At 28.7% G+C, this 19,328-nt stretch carries 16 protein-coding genes; 12 read left to right on the top strand and 4 right to left on the bottom strand.

Annotated features, from left to right (window positions below):
* Window positions 1-49: 49 nt before the first annotated feature.
* Genes BT997_RS03785 through BT997_RS03775 form a run of 3 tightly spaced genes read right to left on the bottom strand, consistent with a single transcriptional unit; the run spans window position 50 to window position 4,039 of the window.
* On the bottom strand, window positions 50-1,717 hold the full coding sequence (locus BT997_RS03785) for an ATP-binding protein (protein ID WP_083568430.1): 1,668 nt from the start codon (window positions 1,715-1,717) through the stop codon (window positions 50-52).
* Window positions 1,717-3,363, bottom strand: coding sequence for an ABC transporter substrate-binding protein (locus BT997_RS03780; protein ID WP_083568428.1), 1,647 nt, complete (start codon window positions 3,361-3,363; stop codon window positions 1,717-1,719). The genes BT997_RS03785 and BT997_RS03780 overlap by 1 nt, the downstream gene beginning before the upstream one ends.
* Complete coding sequence (locus tag BT997_RS03775) at window positions 3,356-4,039, bottom strand: response regulator transcription factor (protein ID WP_072680107.1); 684 nt, start codon at window positions 4,037-4,039, stop codon at window positions 3,356-3,358. Before BT997_RS03775 ends, BT997_RS03780 begins: the two co-directional genes overlap by 8 nt.
* Before the next feature lie 166 nt (window positions 4,040-4,205).
* On the opposite strand from BT997_RS03775, the gene BT997_RS03770 reads away from it, so the two are divergent.
* The 12 genes from BT997_RS03770 (at window position 4,206) to BT997_RS03715 (ending at window position 17,669) form a co-directional block, all read left to right on the top strand.
* Complete coding sequence (locus tag BT997_RS03770; protein ID WP_072680106.1) at window positions 4,206-4,754, top strand: molecular chaperone; 549 nt, start codon at window positions 4,206-4,208, stop codon at window positions 4,752-4,754.
* Window positions 4,751-7,027, top strand: coding sequence for a molybdopterin-dependent oxidoreductase (locus BT997_RS03765; protein WP_072680105.1), 2,277 nt, complete (start codon window positions 4,751-4,753; stop codon window positions 7,025-7,027). Before BT997_RS03770 ends, BT997_RS03765 begins: the two co-directional genes overlap by 4 nt.
* A 10-nt stretch (window positions 7,028-7,037) precedes the next feature.
* Window positions 7,038-7,667 carry a 4Fe-4S dicluster domain-containing protein gene (locus BT997_RS03760; protein ID WP_072680104.1) on the top strand — a complete coding sequence of 210 codons (630 nt, stop codon included), beginning with the start codon at window positions 7,038-7,040 and terminating at the stop codon, window positions 7,665-7,667.
* Window positions 7,668-7,676: 9 nt separating this feature from the next.
* Window positions 7,677-8,030 (top strand): hypothetical protein, encoded by a 354-nt coding sequence (locus BT997_RS03755; RefSeq protein ID WP_072680103.1) that lies wholly within the window; start codon window positions 7,677-7,679, stop codon window positions 8,028-8,030.
* A gap of 547 nt (window positions 8,031-8,577) precedes the next feature.
* Window positions 8,578-8,892: a DUF485 domain-containing protein gene (locus BT997_RS03750; protein ID WP_072680102.1), complete on the top strand. Its 315-nt coding sequence runs from the start codon at window positions 8,578-8,580 to the stop codon at window positions 8,890-8,892.
* A complete protein-coding gene (locus BT997_RS03745; RefSeq protein WP_072680101.1) occupies window positions 8,892-10,541 on the top strand; it encodes a cation acetate symporter in 1,650 nt (549 codons plus the stop codon). Before BT997_RS03750 ends, BT997_RS03745 begins: the two co-directional genes overlap by 1 nt.
* Before the next feature lie 201 nt (window positions 10,542-10,742).
* On the top strand, window positions 10,743-12,584 hold the full coding sequence (locus BT997_RS03740; protein ID WP_072680100.1) for a putative nucleotidyltransferase substrate binding domain-containing protein: 1,842 nt from the start codon (window positions 10,743-10,745) through the stop codon (window positions 12,582-12,584).
* Window positions 12,577-13,197, top strand: coding sequence for a 3'-5' exonuclease (locus BT997_RS03735; RefSeq protein WP_072680099.1), 621 nt, complete (start codon window positions 12,577-12,579; stop codon window positions 13,195-13,197). Before BT997_RS03740 ends, BT997_RS03735 begins: the two co-directional genes overlap by 8 nt.
* Before the next feature lie 84 nt (window positions 13,198-13,281).
* Window positions 13,282-14,469 (top strand): acetate/propionate family kinase, encoded by a 1,188-nt coding sequence (locus BT997_RS03730; RefSeq protein ID WP_072680098.1) that lies wholly within the window; start codon window positions 13,282-13,284, stop codon window positions 14,467-14,469.
* A gap of 195 nt (window positions 14,470-14,664) precedes the next feature.
* Window positions 14,665-15,657, top strand: coding sequence for a phosphate acetyltransferase (gene pta / locus BT997_RS03725; RefSeq protein ID WP_072680097.1), 993 nt, complete (start codon window positions 14,665-14,667; stop codon window positions 15,655-15,657).
* A 39-nt stretch (window positions 15,658-15,696) separates the two neighbouring features.
* Window positions 15,697-16,896 carry an acetate/propionate family kinase gene (locus BT997_RS03720; protein ID WP_072680096.1) on the top strand — a complete coding sequence of 400 codons (1,200 nt, stop codon included), beginning with the start codon at window positions 15,697-15,699 and terminating at the stop codon, window positions 16,894-16,896.
* Between the two features lie 173 nt (window positions 16,897-17,069).
* Complete coding sequence (locus BT997_RS03715) at window positions 17,070-17,669, top strand: TIGR04211 family SH3 domain-containing protein (RefSeq protein WP_072680095.1); 600 nt, start codon at window positions 17,070-17,072, stop codon at window positions 17,667-17,669.
* Window positions 17,670-17,888: 219 nt separating this feature from the next.
* Here the strand turns inward: BT997_RS03715 and BT997_RS03710 are convergent, their stop codons facing one another.
* Complete coding sequence (locus BT997_RS03710) at window positions 17,889-19,277, bottom strand: DEAD/DEAH box helicase (protein ID WP_072680094.1); 1,389 nt, start codon at window positions 19,275-19,277, stop codon at window positions 17,889-17,891.
* Between the last annotated feature and the right edge of the window lie 51 nt (window positions 19,278-19,328).

The raw sequence follows: 19,328 nt of genomic DNA, 5'->3' as shown, positions 1-19,328 counted from the left end.
ACTAAAAAGAGTTATACTCTTTTTAGTCTAAATCTTTCTAAAGCCAAAACTATTGGGGAACCTTTATTGTAAAGCAAGCTCCAACTTCAGTATTTTTAACATTTATAAATCCATTCATTTCTCTTTCAATAATATTTTTAGACATATAAAGACCTATTCCTGTACCTTGAGTTTTATGATGAGTTGTAAAATATGGTTCAAAAATCTTATCTAAAATATCTTCATCTACTCCTCCCGCATTATCTTCTATTTTTAAAATATTATAATCCTCTCCACTTTTTATTTCTATTTGAATTTTTGGATTTTTTATTTCTCTTTCTAATAATATATCTTTTGCGTTACTTAAAATATTTAATATCACTTGAGAATACTCATTTTGATATCCATTTACTTTTTCATCATCTAATACATTTAAAGTTAACTCTATATTATGATAGTTCAAAGCACTTTTAACAATAAAACAAGCCTTATTACAAGCCTCTTTTACACTAAATATTTGTTTCTTTTCTTCAGGATTAAAAAAGTTTTGAAAGTCAGAGATTGTTTGAGTCATATAAGAAGTAAGCATATCGGCCTCTTCTATTTTTTCATTTAAATATTCTTCTGTGAATTCATTAAATTCATAAGTAGCTAACATATTCATATGAATAGCTGATATTTGTGATAAAGGTTGTCTCCATTGATGAGCAATATTTCCTATCATTTCTCCCATGGCTGCTAGTTTTGATTGCTGTATTAAAATCTGTTCTTGTTCTAACCTTTTATCTATCTCATTTTGTATTTTGTATTCTAAATTATCTATCATATTATTTATCATAATTTTTAACTCATTTAAAGCTTTACTATTTGTATTTGTTGTTAGCCTCATTCCTAAATTACCACTTTTTATACTTTGTAATACTTTTGTTGCATTTTTGATTAACTCTTCATTTTTTTTGATATTAAGTTCTACATTCTCAAAATTTTGATTAATTGATTGTGCCATCTGAGAAAACTCATCATTTGAATGAATAACAATTTTTTGAGCTTTATCTTTTTTATAATTTAAGTATTCAAAAAACTCATTTAAACCTCTTTGAACAACATCCATAGAAGTAATAATACTATTTGAAATAAGCCATCCAATAATTATTGAGAAAAATAGAATTATTAATAAATATATTATAATTTCAATAATCAATAACTTTGATTCTTCAACTGCATTAGAATAAGAAGTTTTTGCTTTATTTAATAGTTCACTTTGTAAATTCAATAAATGATTTATCAAAAATTCAAACTGGTCTTTTCCTTTTGTTGTTACATTTATATAAGCACCCTCTTCAAAGCCTCTTTGTAAATAATAATTTGTTCTTTTTATAACTTTTTTATATTTATCCCATAAATTGATTGTTTGTTCATCTTCTATATGAAAATTTGAAAAAGATTTCTCTAACTCTTTTATCAATAAATTTAAATCATATTGGATCTTGACTCTTAATTTTTTATTTGGAGCCATTACAAGAGATTGAGTTTTTTCTCTTAATTTATATAAAGGAGTTATGATATTTTCTTGTAATAGTGATACATCTTGAGATTGAAGATAAACTGCTTTTAATCTTCCTTTTGAGTTCTCACTTATATCAATAATTATATATCCAAAAATAAATACTGAACAACATAAAACGATGAATAAAATACTCAATTTTGACTTGATATTAAACCTGTTAATTATTCTCATTATTTGACCCTTAGGGGAATTATTGGCTGATGTAGATTTTCAGGATAATTTACTTTCTTTCTAACAGACCAATGTTTTTTTGTAATTTTTGTTTTCCATAAAGGAATAATACCTCCCTCATATGGTTCAAAAATCACCTCTTTATTTACAGCTATTACTTTATTTATAGATGGTACTCTTAAAGTATATGCCATATCTCTTGCTCTATATAAAATCTTTGAAACAACATCTTCATATTCTGATTCATCTATTTTAGTTTCAAAAAATTTATCAATATATTTTTTCATAAATGCGTCATTAGGAATGGTAGACCAAGGAGAATCACTTTCATAAATAAATAGAGTTGTCCAAGGATTTTGATAATACCAATCATCATCACCCCAAGCTAACATATCCCAAGACTTACTATTTTTAGAAGATTTTGTATTAAGTAATTGTTCATAAATATCTTTTTCACTAGTTGTAACAAGATAATTTAACTTTACTCCATATTGTTCAAGTTGATACTCAATTCCTCTCCATAAAAACATAAAACGATCTTGAGTAAAAACATCAAGAACTAAACCATCTAATAATTTATGCTTCTCTTTTTCACTCATTGAATATACTTTGTACTCTTTCTTCTTAGCAATTTTATTTACTACTTTAAAATGAATAGATGTAGAAAAAGGAGAAAGTGTTCCTTCTTTTTTATATACAAAATTTAAGAGATTCTCTTGATTTAAAGCCTCGTTAAGTGCTATTCTTACTTTTTTATCTCTTAGCTTTTTATTTCCATTAATAAGATTAAAAAAAACAATAATATTATTTGTAGACTCTTTTATTACTAGTTTCGAATATTTAGACATAACTGCTTCAATTTTCTTGTCAAAAGGAATAGGCGATATATCAAGTAACCCTTCATAATTTACAGCACTATCAAAAGCTTCATTTGCATCAAGTTGGGTAAAAATAGTTACTTTTTTAATTTTTGGATATCTTTTATCCCAATAATATGGATTTGCCTCAAGTATAATTTTATTAGTTTGTTTTTTACCAATTGCATAACCACTTTTTAAAATATATGGACCCATACCAAAAGCTCCAGCAGCTTTTGTTCCAGTCTCTGTCTCTTCGCCTTTTGGATTATATTTTTTAAGATATTCATCTGTAAAAAAGAATACTCTTGCCAAGTCTAAAAAAAACATCTCATACTTCTGTTTTAATTTAATTTTTATTCTATAATCATCTAATTTTGTAATTTCAAAATCTATTTTATCAACATTTGTGAATAAAAAAGGATTCTTCTTAAAATGATTTAAATTATTCATAACCGATTCAATTGTAAAAGAAGTACCATCTTGAAACTTTAAATTTCTTTTGATTTCGAAAATATAAGTATAATCATCTATTCGTTCATGAGATTTGGCTAAATCATATACCCAACCTTGTTCATTATCATCAGAACGTATAAGTCCAGCATTTGTATTTTTTGATATATAAATATAAGGAATACTAGGAAGAAATACTTTTATATGTGATTTAGGATGCAAATAGTTTATAGCGTCTAAAGAAGATTTATCTTCTTTAAATATATCTTCTTCTATATTATCCATAGTATGAGAATATACTATTAAAATCATCAATAAAAAAAATATTCTAGACAAGATTATATCCTATCCCAGAGAGGTTATTTATAATATTAGTTGGTAACTTTTTTCGTAAGTGTAAAACAACTGATCGCAATGCACTATCAGTCATAACATTATCTTGCCAAACTTTATCTTGTATCTCTTCATATTTTACAACTCTATTTTGATTATTTATAAGTAATTCTACAAAAGAGACCTCTTTTTTATTTAAAACTATTACCTCATCTTTATACATTAATTTTTTATTATCAAAATCATAACTATAATTTTTATCACAACTTAGATTTATCACACAATTTATATTTAAAGCATCAATACATTTTCCTAAAACTTCAAATAACATTTTTGTATTAATTGGTTTAACAATATATTTTTCCATATGCAATTCAACTGCTTCAAGTAAATATTTCTTATCAGTATGTGCAGTTATCATTACAACAGGTGTATTTTTATCAGTTTGCCTAACTTTTTTTATAAATTCTATTCCATCCATAATAGGCATATGAATATCACTTAGAATAATATCTGGTTTATTTTTTTCATATAAATCAAAAGCTTCTTGTCCATTTGAAGCTTCATAAACCTCTTTTGCATAATAAGATAATGTTTTCATAATATTTTTTCTAATTCCCACTTCATCTTCAGCATAAAGTATAGTTACAGCTTTTAACCTAGTTTTAACACTTTTCAAAACAACCCCTTATATCAAACTTTTTTAAGCGAATCTGCCTTCTATTATAGCCAAGAAAAATTAAATTTAAAAATTAAGATAAATTTAAAATATTCTATTTTTTAGTATTTTTTTGCGATTTTTTTTAGTTAGCATTACTTTAATAAATTAAAAAATAGAGGCTAAAATGAATACAAATTCTAATAGATTAAAAACAGCAGAAAACTTAAGAGATATCTTTTTAAGTAATAATTCAAAAGAGTTATTTGAAGCTTTTTCAAGTTTAGTTCAAGATACAAAAATCTCTGAAATAAAGCTTGAAACAGAGTTTAATTATTTTTTTATTGGGCCAGATACTCCTATTGCTCCTCCTTATGCCTCTATTTATTTAGACGAAGAAGAAGCACTAATGACAAAAACTACAATGCAAATACGAGATTTATATGAAATTATGGGATTTAAAAACTCCCTAAAAGATAGAGTTCCAGAAGATTTTATAGGTTTAGAATTAGATGCATACTACCAACTACTTTTTATTGAGATTGAAAAAGATATTCCATATTTAAAAGATTTGAGAACTTATTTTTTATGTGAACATATAAATACATGGATATTTAAATTTACAAATAGAGTATTAGAAAATAAAAATAAAAAATCAAATGCAATTAATTTGATAATAAAAGAATTAAATAGTTTTTTCCAAAATGAGCTCAAAATTAAAGGAGAGATATCATGAGTTATTCAAAAGAAAAAGTAGAAGGTATATTAAATGATGGCCTTCAAAGAAGAAGTTTTTTAAAAGGTTTAGTCGCCTGTGGTGTTCTATCAGTATTACCAGGAGGAAGACTTCTAGCAAATGAATCTTTAAATACTAAGATTCCTTATTTAGGAGAAAAGGCTTATGAAACCTTCAGAAATGCCTGTCCAAGGAACTGTTATGATACTTGTAGTATAAAGACTTTTGTAAAAGATGGGGTAATGCAATTTATAGAAGGGGCAACAGAATCAACTTTTACAAATGGTGGTTGTTGTGTTAAAGGAAACTCTTATGTAAGAAGAGTTTATTCTCCTAAAAGAATCAAGTACCCAATGATGCAAGTTGGTGGAAAAGGTTCTGGTTCATGGAAAAGAATCTCTTGGGATGAAGCTATTGGTCATATTGGTGATAAATTCTTAAATATGAAAAAAGAAGATGGACACTTGTTAGGTGCAGCACTTACAAAATACTCTGGTAACTTTGGTATTACTCACTATGGTGTTGAAGGTATGTTTAGTTCTCTTGGATATACAACAAGATTTGGAGGAACTCCATGTTGGCCAGCAGGAATTGATGCACAAAATTTTGATACTGGAAATATGTGGTGTAATGACCCTGAAGAGATGAAAGATAGTAAATATATTATTCTTTGGGGAGTTAATCCAGCTTCAAACTCTATTCATACTATGAAATATATTTATGAAGCAAAAAGAAAAGGTGCAAAAGTTATTGTAATTGATCCTTTATTTACAGAAACTGCATCTAAAGCTAATGAATATTTCCAAGTAAAAGCAGGAAGTGATGGATTACTAGCTTTAGCTATGGCTAAAATAATTATTGATAATAATCTACATGACAAAAAATGGTTAAAGAAGAACTCACATGGATATAAAGAATTTGAGAAGTATTTAAAAACAGTATCAGTAAAAAAAGCATCTGAAGTAAGTGGATTATCTGAAAAATTAATTCATGAGATTGCATTAGGTTTTGCAAAAGCAGACCCTGCAACTATTTGGATTGGTTATGGTATTCAAAGACACACAAACGGTGGTTCAATGGTTAGAGCAATAGACGCTTTAGTTGCAGTTACTGGAAATGTAGGTAAATATGCAGGTGGTGCTAGATATGGACATTTGCATACTTGGGGCTTTAATTATAATGCAATGACAAATCCTAAACCAAAAGGAAGTATTGGGTATACGGCATCAAATGCAGTAATGGGAGATATGCATGGAGCTGATAGTGCTAAAAAAGTTAAATACTCTGATAGGTATTTAAATATTAATAAAACAGCAGAAGGAATACTAACAGCAACTGATCCAAAAATAAAACTTCTTTGGGTTGCATGTAAAAATCCAATGGCTCAAGATTTTGATAGAAATAAACTTATAAAAGCATTTAATAGTGTTGATACAGTTATTGTAGCTGACCAGTTTTTCAATGAAACTACAAGATGGGCAGATATTGTATTGCCTGTTACAACTCAATTTGAAGAGTATGATGTAAATGTCTCTTATTGGCACTACTGGTTAAGTATAAATCAACAAGCTATAAAACCTCTACATGAAGTAAAATCTGATTTAGAAATTGCTTCTTTACTCTCAGTATATATGAATAAAAAAGAGAAAGGTTCTTGTACTTTCCCTCAAAAATACGATAGTAAAAAACTTACAAGTAAAGAATTCAATAAAGGAATTTATGAACAATTTGGAATAAAATCATGGAAAGAACTAGAAAATGGACCAGTAAAAGCAAAAGCAGTTATTCCATTTGCAGATGGTAAATTTGGTACTCCAAGCGGTAAGTTTGAATTCTATTCAGAACAAGCACTTGAATATGGACACACTGCATTGCCTGAATATTTAGAAACAAGAAAACCATATGATAAATATAGATTAACAACTCTACACTCTAGATTTTCACTTCACTCACAGTTTCAAAATATTGATTGGATGGAAGATATTCATCCAGAACCATTTGTATACATCAATCCTGAAGATGCAACATATAAAAGAATTAAAACAGGTGACATGGTATCTGTTTTCAATAAACAAGGTCTTTTACGTGTTAAGGCAAAAATTACAGATAATACTCCAGTTGGGACATTTATGATGTATGAACAATGGTACAACAATAGTATTTATAATGTAAATGAATTAGTAGATGATACTTCTTCTGATATGGGTCTATTCAAAACTGGTGCACCAGGTGTCGCATTACAAGATACTTATGTAAACATTAGAAAAGTATAAGGAGGAAATTATGCAAAAAGCTTTTTTAGTAGATAGTGATAAATGTTTAGGTTGTAATACCTGTGCAATGGCTTGTAAAAATCAATATCATCAAGATAAGGGTATTTTATGGAGACAAGTAAGAGAAATAGGTCATGAAGAGTATAGAACAGATCAAAATAATATTTTACCTACACTTGTATGGTATGCAAAACCTCCTAAAGTAGAAGTTCCAGCAGAAAGATATTATGCTTCAATTGCATGTAATCATTGTGAAGAGCCAGCATGTGTAGCTGTTTGTCCAGTTCAAGCACATACAAAAGATCCAGAAACTGGTATTTGTAAACATGACCAAAGTTTATGTATAGGATGTGGAGGATGTGTAAAAGCATGTCCATTTGGAGCATCTAAATTTAATGAGCAATTAGGAAAAGCAGAAAAATGTAGTATGTGTTGGGAGAGACAAGCTGATGGCAAACTACCAGCATGTGTTCAATCATGTCCAGTTGAAGCGATACAAGTTGTTGATATTCATGATCCAAAATATGCAAATATAGGAGAAAAAAATCCTTTAGGTCTTGATTATGCAGTTGAAGCACCAACAAAACCAAGTACAAGATTTATTCATTCATCAATGCCGAATAAAGTGCATAGACTATAAGGATATAAAATGAAAACTATTTTGGCACTACTATTTATTTCTTTGACACTACTTATTGCTGAAGAAGATTTTTCAAAAGTTTGTCCAATAGTTAAAAAAGATTTTGACTATTATTCAAATCAAGATGTAAAAGTTATTATTCCTTCAAAATTTTTTATAGGAAAAAATAAAATAGAAATAAAACTAAGTGAGTCAAAGTTACCTTCAGGATATAATATAGTAGCATTTATTGATATTGAACATTTTACTTCAAAAAAAGAACCAGAAGTAGAAAATGGAATTCCTTTTTCTTCTATAGAATTTTATGAAAAAGGAAACTATGAACTATTATTAAATGTAAATTTGATTTATAGAAGTAGTTGAGCAGGAGTTCAAGTTGCTAGTTTAGCAAGACAAATAATAAAAACTGCTATTAAATAAATATATAACCTTACACTCAAAAACAAGAATGTAAGGTTATTATTTAAATAATAATCTTCACTTGATTAATTCAAGAATTAACTCTATAATAAATTTTTACAAAATAACTCAAAAAAAGCATTTCCTTGGTCTTTTTATTAAAGAACATAATAATCAAAACAAGTTACTAAAATGTTCTTTAAAAGTACATTCTGTACAGTATATGTACATCAAGTAGCTTTAAAGAACTTTCTCTGTTCTAAAACTGTACTAGAAGTACCATAAATTGGTATTTTTGTTATACCTATATTTTGTTACCTTTCTACATATCTTACATATTTTTTACACAATTAGTACAAAATATGTACAGCATTTGATTATTCATATGTAATAATTACTATGTTTTTATATGCTATGTTATTGCTACTCTTAAGGTAAGCTTATAATTAAGTATATTAACATCATAAATTTTTCTTATGAAGGACGATCTTAAGAAAATGAAGGGGAAAAGATGAAGGACGAATTAGTAGAGAGGATTGAAAACAATCCTAAATACCAAGAGCTGGTTTCTAAAAAGAACAGCTTTGGTATTAAGTTAGGTATTTTTGTACTTGTAATGTTTTATTCATACATTATGGTAATCGCATTTAATAAAGAGCTATTAGCTACAAAAATGGGTGATGGGCTTACAACAATTGCATTTCCTATTGCATTAGCTATCTTAGTTATTAGTTTTTTAACTACTGTTATCTACGTAAAAAGAGCAAATGGTGAGTTTGAAGATTTAAATGATGAGATTAAAGAAGATGTAAAGGATTTATTATAATGTTTAAAATATTAGCACTTATTTCTATTATTGCATTAGGCGCATTTGCTGCTGGTGATGCAACGTTTGAAGCAACAAAAAGAGAACTTAATATTCCTGCAATTATTATGTTTTTTGCTTTTATTGTATTTACTTTAGGTTTAACAGTTTGGGCAGCAAGAAAAACAAAATCTGCATCTGACTTTTATACTGCTGGTGGAGGAATTACTGGTTTCCAAAATGGTTTAGCAATTGCAGGTGATTATATGTCTGCTGCTGCATTCCTTGGAGTATCTGGTTTAATTTATTTAAAAGGTTATGATGGTGTTATATATGCAGTATCATTCTTAGTTGGATGGCCAATTATTCTTTTCTTTATGGCTGAAAAGTTAAGAAACTTAGGTAAGTTTACTTTTGCTGATATTGCAGCATATAGACTTGGTCAAAAAGAGATTAGAACACTAGCTGCATTTGGTACAATTTCAGTTGTTGTTTTATACTTAATTGCACAAATGGTTGGAGCAGGAAAGCTTATTCAAGTACTATTTGGTATGGAATATGAGTTTGCTGTAATGCTTGTTGGGGTAATGATGATTATTTACGTTACTTTTGGTGGTATGCTTGCAACTACTTGGGTACAAATTATTAAAGCTTGTTTACTTCTAACAGGTGTAACAGTTATGGCGGTTATGGTTCTATATGCATTTGATTTCTCATTTGAATCTTTAGCTGTTAAAGCAGTTGAAAATCACACTGCAGGAGAATCAATTTTAGCACCAGGTGGATTTATCTCTGATCCTATTTCTGCTATTTCACTTGGTATGGCACTTATGCTTGGTACTGCTGGTTTACCACACGTACTTATGAGATTCTTTACTGTTGGTAATGCTAAAGAAGCTAGAAAATCTGTTGTTTATGCAACTGGTTTTGTTGGTTACTTCTGGATTATTATTACTGTTGTTGGTTTTGGTGCAATCGCATTCTTAAATTCACCAGAAGGTGCTCAATATTATGTTGATGGAAAACTATTTGGTGGAAATAATATGGCTTCAATTCACTTATCACATATGTTAGGTGGTAACGCATTCTTAGGATTTATTTCAGCTGTTGCATTTGCTACTATTTTAGCAGTTGTATCTGGATTAACTCTTGCTGGAGCATCTGCAATTTCGCATGACCTTTACTCAAATGTAATCAATCCTGATGCATCTGATGAGCAAATTGTTAAAATTTCAAGAATCACAGTTGTAGCTGTTGGTATTGTTGGTGTTACTTTAGGTATTGCTTTTGAATCACAAAATATCGCATATATGGTTGGACTAGCATTTGGTATTGCTGCATCTGCAAACTTCCCAATTTTATTCTTATCTATTTACTGGAGAGGATTAACAACAAGAGGTGCATTCTTAGGTGGTCTTGCAGGATTACTTACTGCCGTTACTCTTGTTATAGTTGGACCAATTGTTTGGGTGCAAATTTTAGGAAATGCTGAAGCATTATTCCCATATAAACACCCTGCTCTATTCTCTGTAACAGTTGCCTTTGTTGGTATCTGGTTCTTCTCTAAAACAGATAACTCTGAAAGAGGGAAAAATGAAAAAGAGATGTTTAGAGCTCAAAATGTTAGAGCAAATACAGGTATTGGTTCAGCTGGAGCAGTTGACCACTAATACAAAAAATTATAAATTTTTATCAAAGGATTTTTATCCTTTGATAAAGAATCCTACAAATTAATAAAATTCCATTTTTCTTACATTATTTCCCATAAAATCGACGTTTTTTTCAAAAATTAAGCTAAATAATAATAACTATTTTATTCATTTTAAGTTAAAATTATTAGTAATACAATAAAAATTAAATAAAGAGAGATTATGAGTATACTTGAACAAACAACGTTTATAAAATCAATTCATCCTTTTGAAAACTTGACAAAAGTACAACGGGAAGAGTTTGCAGAAAATCTAGATATTGTTTATCTAAAAAAAGATGAAGTATTACAAAAACAAGGAAGTGAACCTGAAAATTTATATTTTATTATTAAAGGTTTAGTTCAAGAAAAAGTAGATGAAGAAGTTATGTCAATATATTCAACAAATGAATTTTTTGATCCTATTTCACTTATCGAAAACTACTCAAAACATACTTTTGTCACAGCACAAGAAACAATATGCTATACACTACCACGTGCAATTTTTATAAAAACATTACATGAAAATTCTGCATTAGAAAGTTTTTTCTTTCAAAGTATCTCTCAAAAATTAAATGCAAATATTAATAATCAGAAAAATAAAGAATTATCAAATTTAATGGTAGCAAAAGTAAAAGAGGCAAATGTACATAGAGCAGTAATAGTTCCATATAATACCTCAATTTTTGATGCAGTTACAACAATAAAGAAAGAAAAAGTACCAACTTTACTTTTAAAAGATGAAAACGGCGAAATGTATATTGTAACTGATTCAGATTTTAGAGAAAAAGTAATATTAAATAGAATGGATTTTGATGATATAGTTGGAAAGATATCAAACAAAGGTCTTGTATATGTAAACGAAAATGACTTCTTATTTAATGCCCAATTAATTATGGCTAAACACGGTCTAAAAAGAGTTGTAGTTAAAAATGACCAAAATGAAATTTGTGGAATAATAGATCAAATTTCTTTATCTTCTTTTTTTGCGACACATACATTTTCAGTATCAAATACAATATCAAAAGCAGAGACTATAGAAGAATTGAAAGAAGCCTCTCAATCATTTACAAAAATTATAAAATCACTAAATGCAAAAGGTGTAAAAGTTGATTTTATTTCAAAATTAATCAATCAATTAAATAGAAAAGTAATGAACAAACTATTTAAACTAACTGCACCTGAAGAACTTTTAGGCAAAGCATGTTTAGTAGTAATGGGAAGTGAAGGAAGAGCTGAACAAATTTTAAAGACAGACCAAGATAATGCTCTTATAATTGCTGATGATTGTACTTTAAGTGATGAAGAGATTTTAAAATATACTCATGAATATACAGAACATCTTGTAGATTTTGGATTTCCAAGATGTGAAGGTAATATTATGGTTTCTAATCCATATTGGTGTAGAAGACAGAAAGATTTTAAAGACTTGATTTATGAATGGGTTACAAAACCAAGTGGTGATAACTTTATGAATCTTGCAATTTTCTATGATGCAATGTCAGTAACAGAAGATAGAAAAATATTGACAGAACTAAAAGAATATCTATTTAAAATAGGTTCGACTTCAAAAACTTTTTATATGCACTTTGCAAAAATTATTATGGACTTTGATGTGCCTTTAGGATTCTTTGATGGCTTCGTATTTGATTCAACAGATAAAGAACATGATAATGAAATTGATATAAAAAGAGGTGGTATTTTCATAATTGTTCAAAGTATTAGAACACTATCATTAGAACATAAATTAATGAGAGTAAATACAATAAGAAGAATTAAAGAGCTAAAAGAACTTGGTGAACTTGATGAAGAATTTGCATCAGAATTAATAGAATCATTTAAATTTTTACTAACAATCAAATTAAAATCTAATCTAGAAAAAATGGATAGTGGTCAAACAATTGATAACTACATAAATCCTGATAATCTAAATACAATGGAAAAAGATTTATTAAAAGATAGTTTTAAAATTGTTAATAAATTAAAGAAAAAATTAGAACATCATTATAAGTTAAATTATGTTTAGAAAAATACAAAACTACTTCAATAAAAAAAATTTAAAAGATGAAAAATATTTATATCTTTTTGATACTCCTACAAGTGATGAATATGTATGTTTTGATTGTGAAACAACCGGTTTAAGTGTAGAAAATGATGATATCATATCAATCGGTGCTGTTTTAATCAAAGGGAATAGGATAGTTTCAAGTAAAAAATTTGTAAAGTTTGTTAAACCAAAAACAAAGCTTCAAATAGAAGCAATTAAAGTTCATCACATACGAGAAATGGATTTAGAAGAAGCAGAAGATATTGCTGTAGTAATTGAAGAGTTTTTAGAATTTGTTGGAAATAGAAAACTTGTTGGATATTTTTTAGAGTTTGATGTTGCCATGGTAAATAAATATTTAAAACCAAAAATCGGGATTAAATTACCTAATAAAACTTATGAAGTATCTGGAATATATCATGACTATAAAATAGAAAAAATCCCTCAAAGTAATATTGATCTTAGATTCGATGCAATAATGAAAGATCTTCAAATTCCTGAAATGGGGAAACACGATGCTTACAATGATGCTATTATGACAGCAATGATGTTTTTAAAACTTAAAAATCAACCAAAAGTAAAAATAAAATAAATTTCTTAAGCTAACTTTGACACACAAATGACATATCTTTTTGTTATAATCCTATAAAATTAAAATATAAAAGGTAAAAAAGATATGTTAGTATTAGTTCTAAACTCAGGAAGTTCTTCTTTAAAATATCAATTAATGAATCCAGAAACTGCCGAAGTAAAAGCAACTGGACTTTGTGAAAGAATCGGAATTGATGGTAGATTAGTTCACGAAGCAAATGAACATAAAATCAAAAAAGATATTAATATGCCAACGCATAAAGAAGCTATTGAGATTGTATTAGACTTTTTAACAAATGGAGAAGATAAAGTTATTGATTCAATTGATGAAATTCAAGCTATTGGACATAGAGTTGTTCATGGTGGAGAATTCTTTAATCAATCTGTAATAGTTGATGATGAAGTAATTGCTAAACTTGAATCACTTATCCCTCTTGCACCACTACATAATCCAGCAAATATTATGGGTATGAAAATTGCACAAGAAATAATGCCTACAAAACCAAATGTAGCTGTATTTGATACTGCCTTTCACCAAACTATGCCAGCTTCAAACTATATGTACGCAGTTCCATATGAAGATTATAAAGAACATGGTGTTAGAAAATATGGTTTCCATGGTACATCGCACTACTATGTTTCAAATGAAGCTAAAAAAATGTTAAATAAAGAAGATTCAAAAGTTATTGTATGTCATCTAGGTAATGGTTCATCAGTATGTGCGGTAAGAGATGGTAAATCAATTGATACATCAATGGGACTTACTCCACTTGAAGGTTTAGTTATGGGTACTAGATCAGGAGATATTGATGCGGGTGTTTTATCTTACTTAATGGATAAAAAAGGAATGACTGCAGAAGAAACAGTAAACTATTTAAATAAAAAATCTGGTCTTCTAGGGGTTTCAGGGATTTCTTCTGATTTAAGAGAGATTATTGAAGCTTGTGAAAATGGTGATGAAAGAGCAGCAACTACAATTGACATGAAATGTAATAGAATCAAAAAATATATTTGTTCATATGCAGGAATGCTTGAAGGTGTTGATGCAATTTGTTTCACAGCAGGTATTGGAGAAAATGCAGACTTAATTAGAGAAAAAGTTTGTAATGGATTAGAGTTCATGGGTGTTGAATTAGATGAAGATAAAAACAAAGTTAGAAACGATGAAAATAGAGAAATCAATACAAATTCTTCAAAAACAAAAATTTATGTAATACCTACAAATGAAGAGTATGTAATTGCAAATGATACTTATAAACTAGTAAAAGCTTAATGCTTTTACTGGTCACCAAAATTATAAACTAATCTAATAATCTACCAAAATATATACTTTAGTAAAGAGTATGTACTACTTTTATACACATCAAGAAAATATGTATAAAACTTTTTCAAAAATGCTATGTTAATGCTATTTTAATGCTACGTTTGGGTAATATAATTTATTGATTTTACAATAAAGGAAACTTGAATGGGTTTAATTGAAAGTATAAAAGAAAATGCTAAAAAACAACTGAAAACAATCGTTCTTCCAGAATCTGAAGACGAAAGAGTATTAAAAGCTGCACAAATTGTTTTAGAGGAAAAAACTGCAAATGTAGTTTTAATTGGAAATGAGGAGACAATTAAAGCTGATGCTGCTTCTTGTGGCGCTTCAATTGAAGGTGCTACGATTATTGATCCAAAATTGTACAATGGTATTGAAAAATATGTTGATGAATTAGTTGAATTACGAGCTTCAAAAGGTCTTACAAAAGCTGAAGCTAAAGAAATCATGACTACTGAACCAAGATTTTTTGGTTGTATGATGGTTAGATTAGGTGATGCTGATGGACTAGTTGCTGGTTCAAACTCACCAACGGCAGATGTATTAAGAGCTGCAATTCAAGTTATTAAAACTGCTCCAGGTATCAAAACTGTATCTTCAGCTTTCGTGATGGAAACAGCTGATGGAAAATTTGGAGATAATGGTTTATTATTATTTGCTGACTGTGCTGTACTACCAGACCCAACATCTGAACAATTAGCTGATATTGCTTCATCTACTGCTGCAACTGCATCTTCTGTAGTTGGATTAGAACCAAGAGTTGCAATGTTATCATTCTCAACAATGGGAAGTGCAAAACATCCACTAGTATCTAAAGTTCAAGATGCAGTTCAAATCTTAAAAGACAGAAATGTTGATTTTGCTTTCGATGGAGAGATGCAAGCAGATGCTGCAATCGTTGAAGCAATAGGAGCTAAAAAAGCACCAGATTCTAAAGTAGCTGGACGTGCTAATATCTTAGTGTTCCCAGATTTACAAGCTGGAAATATTGGATATAAATTAGTTCAAAGATTTGCAGGAGCAGATGCTCATGGACCAATTGTTCAAGGTTTAAATAAACCAGTTAATGACCTTTCAAGAGGTTGTTCAGTTGAAGATATTTCAAACTTAGTAGCTATTACAGCTACACAATCGTAAACATAAAAGAAATTTAATTTAAAAATAGGGGAAAGATATATGTTAGTATTTATTTTAAATGCAGGAAGTTCATCATTAAAATATCAATTAATGAATCCAGTAAACAAAGAAGTTTTAGCAGTAGGAATTTGTGAAAGAATTGGAATTGATGGTGTTTTAAAACATGAGTTTGGTGATGACCAAAAAATGAAAATTGAAACTGCAATGCCTACACATAAAGAAGCTATTGAATTAGTATTAAAAACTTTAACTGATGGTGAAGGTAAAGTTATTGATTCTGTAGATGATATTGAAGCTATTGGACACAGAGCTGTACATGGTGGGGAAGAATTCGCTAGTTCTGTAATGGTAAGTGATAAAGTAATTAACAAAATGAAAGAGCTTATTCCTTTAGCTCCATTACATAATCCAGCAAATATTATGGGTATGGAAATCTGTCAAGAATTAATGCCAGGTAAGCCAAATGTAGCCGTATTTGATACTGCATTCCACCAAACTATGCCTGATTATGCATATATGTATCCACTTCCATATGAGCAATACACTAAAAATGGTGTTAGAAAATATGGTTTCCATGGTACATCACACTACTTTGTATCAAATGAAGCTGTTAAAATGTTAGATAAAAAACATAATACAAGAATTATCGTTTGTCATTTAGGTAATGGTTCTTCTGTATCTGCAATATTTGATGGTAAATGTATCGATACTTCAATGGGTCTTACTCCTGTTCAAGGTTTAATGATGGGTACAAGATCTGGTGATATTGGTGCAGGAGCAATCCAATACATGATGGAAACTGAAGGTATGAACATCAAAGAGATGTTAGATACTTTAAATAAAAAATCTGGTATCGTTGGTATTTCTGGAAAATCTTCTGATTTAAGAGAAGTATTAGAAGGTATGGATGCTGGTGATGATAGATGTAGACTTGCAGTTGATATGATTGCATACATTATCAAAAAATACGTTGGTTCATATGCTGCTGCACTTGATGGTGTTGATGCATTATGTTTCACAGGTGGTATTGGTGAAAATGCTGCACTTATCAGAGAAAAAGTTTGTGCTGGGTTAGATTATATGGGATTAAACATTGACCCAACTAAAAATAACAAAAGATCTGGGGAAGCTAGAGATATTTCTACTAATGGTTCAAATGGTAGAATCTTTGTTATTCCAACAAATGAAGAATACGTTATTGCTAACGACACATATAAAATTGTTAAGGGTATTGAGTAATCATTACTCATTATCTAATCTAGGGAAAAGAAAAAAGGCAAGGAGTGAAAACCTTGCCTTTTTTTATGCTTATAATCTATTCTTCAAAAGCTAAATTATGTTATTCTTATATACGCAAAATTACTTTCAAAAGATAATAATTTTGTTTATTTTTATAAAAAAGGATATGTTAAATGATGCATAAGGCAACTTTATTATTGGTTTTAGTATACCTAATTTCACCAGCTAATGCAGCAACTCGATATGTTTCAGATGATTTATTTACTTACATTCATTCAGGCCCAGGTACTAAATATAAGATAGTTGGAAGTATTAATTCAGGAGAACGTATTAATGTAATTAAAACCAATGCAGGTTTTACTCAAATAAAAGATTCAAAAGGTCGTAATGGTTGGATTAATTCAAAATATATTTCTAGACAACCAGGATTAAAAGAACGTTTACCAAAACTTGAAACTAAACTTGCAGAACTAAATTCACAGTTAAATACAGCTAAAGATGAAGCAAATAAAGACAAGTCAAGTTTAGAAAAGAATTTAGATTCTTATAAAAATCAAGTTAACGAATTACAAAATGTAAACTCGAAATTAAATGAAGAACTGCAAGAAGTTCAAACACTAAATAGAAGTTTAAATGCAAAGCTAGATACTCAAAAAAATGATTTATTAATGCGTTGGTTTACTTATGGTGGAATGGTTGCAGGAGGAGGTCTTCTTATAGGCTTAATTCTTCCTTCATTAATTCCAAGCCGTCGTAAAAAAACTCGTTGGTAGTAATAAAAAAAGGATAAGAAGAAATTCTTACCCTTTTTTCTATCTAAAGTATTTTTAACTTTATTCTTTTTTTATTTTGTAGAATTCTTTTTATTATTACTTTTAAAATTTCGTAGTCAGTAAAAAACATTTGCATAGTAAACCTTTACTACGAATAATACAGCTTTTAATTAAATAGATTTTAAATATGAAGTAAATAAAAGTAAACATAAAAATCTATTATTTATTTCTACTTCCTGAATCTCTACGATAATCACTTGTTATTTTTCTATTATTTTTCTTAGGAGTACTATTTTTTCTATTCTCAATAAAATCTTCTATCTCTTTTTTGAAATCTTTTTTTTGTGAACTTTTACTTTTTTTATTTTCATTTTTCACTTTTTTATTTCTTGATTGATTTTGTTTAGAGGCTCTTTTATTATTTTGTCTAGAATTATTGTCTTTCTTAGGTGGTTTTACTTTCTTTAAAGAAGAGACTGTAAAACCTTCTATATCTTTTACTTCTATTTTTATTTTTATTAATTTTTCTATATCTTCTAAATATTCTAATTCTTCATCACAAACTAAAGACATAGCAACCCCTTCATTTCCAGCCCGTCCTGTTCTTCCTATTCTATGTATATAATCTTCTGGAACATTTGGTAGTTCATAATTAACAACATGAGGTAAAAGTTCTATATCAATTCCACGTGCAGCAATATCAGTAGCAACTAAAACTCTAATCTTTTTTGCTTTAAAATCATTTAATGCAGTTGTTCTAGCTCCTTGAGATTTTCCACCATGTATTGCAAGTGAAGTTATATTACTTTTATTTAGATATTGACATAATCTATTTGCCCCATGTTTAGTCCTTGTAAATACTAAAACTTGATTCCAGTCCCCTGTATGAATTAAAAAAGACAATAGACTTCTTTTTTTATCTTTTTGAACATAATGAACTACTTGTTTAACTTGTTCAGAAGAAGTATTACTCTTTGCAACTTCTATAAGCTTTGGCTCTTTTAATAAACTCTTCGATAAAGTTTTTATTTCATCAGAAAAAGTAGCTGAAAAAAGAAGTGTTTGTCTATGTTTAGGGACATGTGCCATTACTTTTTTGATATCATGAATAAATCCCATATCTAACATTCTATCTGCTTCATCAAGAACTAGAAAATCAACTCTTGATAAATCAATCGTCTTTTGTGCAATATGATCTAATAACCTTCCAGGAGTCGCAATTACAATATCAACACCTTTTCGTAAAATAGCCTTTTGAGGATTTATTCCAACTCCACCAAAAATAACAGCTGTTTTTATAGGAAGATATTTGCTATACGTATCAATACTTTGAGCTACTTGTGCAGCTAACTCTCTTGTTGGGGTTAAAATAAGTGCTTTTATATAAGGTTTATTCTCTTTTTTATGTACCTTTTGACTCATTATTTCCAATAAAGGGAGTGTGAAACCTGCTGTTTTACCAGTACCTGTTTGAGCAGCTGCCAAAACATCATGCTTTTGCAGAATAATTGGTATTGATTCTTTTTGAATAGGAGTTGGAGTTGTATACCCTTGGTCTTCTATTGCTTTTAAAATATTAGGATTTAATCCTAATTGTGAAAATGACATTAATTACCTTTAATTAAATTTAGTAATTTAAAGAAATGATAATCTTGGTTA

The organism is Arcobacter sp. LA11 (assembly GCF_001895145.1).
GTDB lineage: Bacteria > Campylobacterota > Campylobacteria > Campylobacterales > Arcobacteraceae > Halarcobacter.
This window is presented reverse-complemented; position numbering and strand designations above follow the sequence as displayed.

What these genes read in the sequence shown, in the direction of transcription:
- BT997_RS03785 (WP_083568430.1), bottom strand. Translation starts at nt 1,717, where the DNA reads ATGAGAATAATTAACAGGTTTAATATCAAGTCAAAATTGAGTATTTTA.
- BT997_RS03770 (WP_072680106.1), top strand. Translation starts at nt 4,206, where the DNA reads ATGAATACAAATTCTAATAGATTAAAAACAGCAGAAAACTTAAGAGAT.
- BT997_RS03765 (WP_072680105.1), top strand. Translation starts at nt 4,751, where the DNA reads ATGAGTTATTCAAAAGAAAAAGTAGAAGGTATATTAAATGATGGCCTT.
- BT997_RS03760 (WP_072680104.1), top strand. Translation starts at nt 7,038, where the DNA reads ATGCAAAAAGCTTTTTTAGTAGATAGTGATAAATGTTTAGGTTGTAAT.
- BT997_RS03755 (WP_072680103.1), top strand. Translation starts at nt 7,677, where the DNA reads ATGAAAACTATTTTGGCACTACTATTTATTTCTTTGACACTACTTATT.
- BT997_RS03750 (WP_072680102.1), top strand. Translation starts at nt 8,578, where the DNA reads ATGAAGGACGAATTAGTAGAGAGGATTGAAAACAATCCTAAATACCAA.
- BT997_RS03745 (WP_072680101.1), top strand. Translation starts at nt 8,892, where the DNA reads ATGTTTAAAATATTAGCACTTATTTCTATTATTGCATTAGGCGCATTT.
- BT997_RS03740 (WP_072680100.1), top strand. Translation starts at nt 10,743, where the DNA reads ATGAGTATACTTGAACAAACAACGTTTATAAAATCAATTCATCCTTTT.
- BT997_RS03735 (WP_072680099.1), top strand. Translation starts at nt 12,577, where the DNA reads ATGTTTAGAAAAATACAAAACTACTTCAATAAAAAAAATTTAAAAGAT.
- BT997_RS03730 (WP_072680098.1), top strand. Translation starts at nt 13,282, where the DNA reads ATGTTAGTATTAGTTCTAAACTCAGGAAGTTCTTCTTTAAAATATCAA.
- pta (WP_072680097.1), top strand. Translation starts at nt 14,665, where the DNA reads ATGGGTTTAATTGAAAGTATAAAAGAAAATGCTAAAAAACAACTGAAA.
- BT997_RS03720 (WP_072680096.1), top strand. Translation starts at nt 15,697, where the DNA reads ATGTTAGTATTTATTTTAAATGCAGGAAGTTCATCATTAAAATATCAA.
- BT997_RS03715 (WP_072680095.1), top strand. Translation starts at nt 17,070, where the DNA reads ATGATGCATAAGGCAACTTTATTATTGGTTTTAGTATACCTAATTTCA.
- BT997_RS03710 (WP_072680094.1), bottom strand. Translation starts at nt 19,277, where the DNA reads ATGTCATTTTCACAATTAGGATTAAATCCTAATATTTTAAAAGCAATA.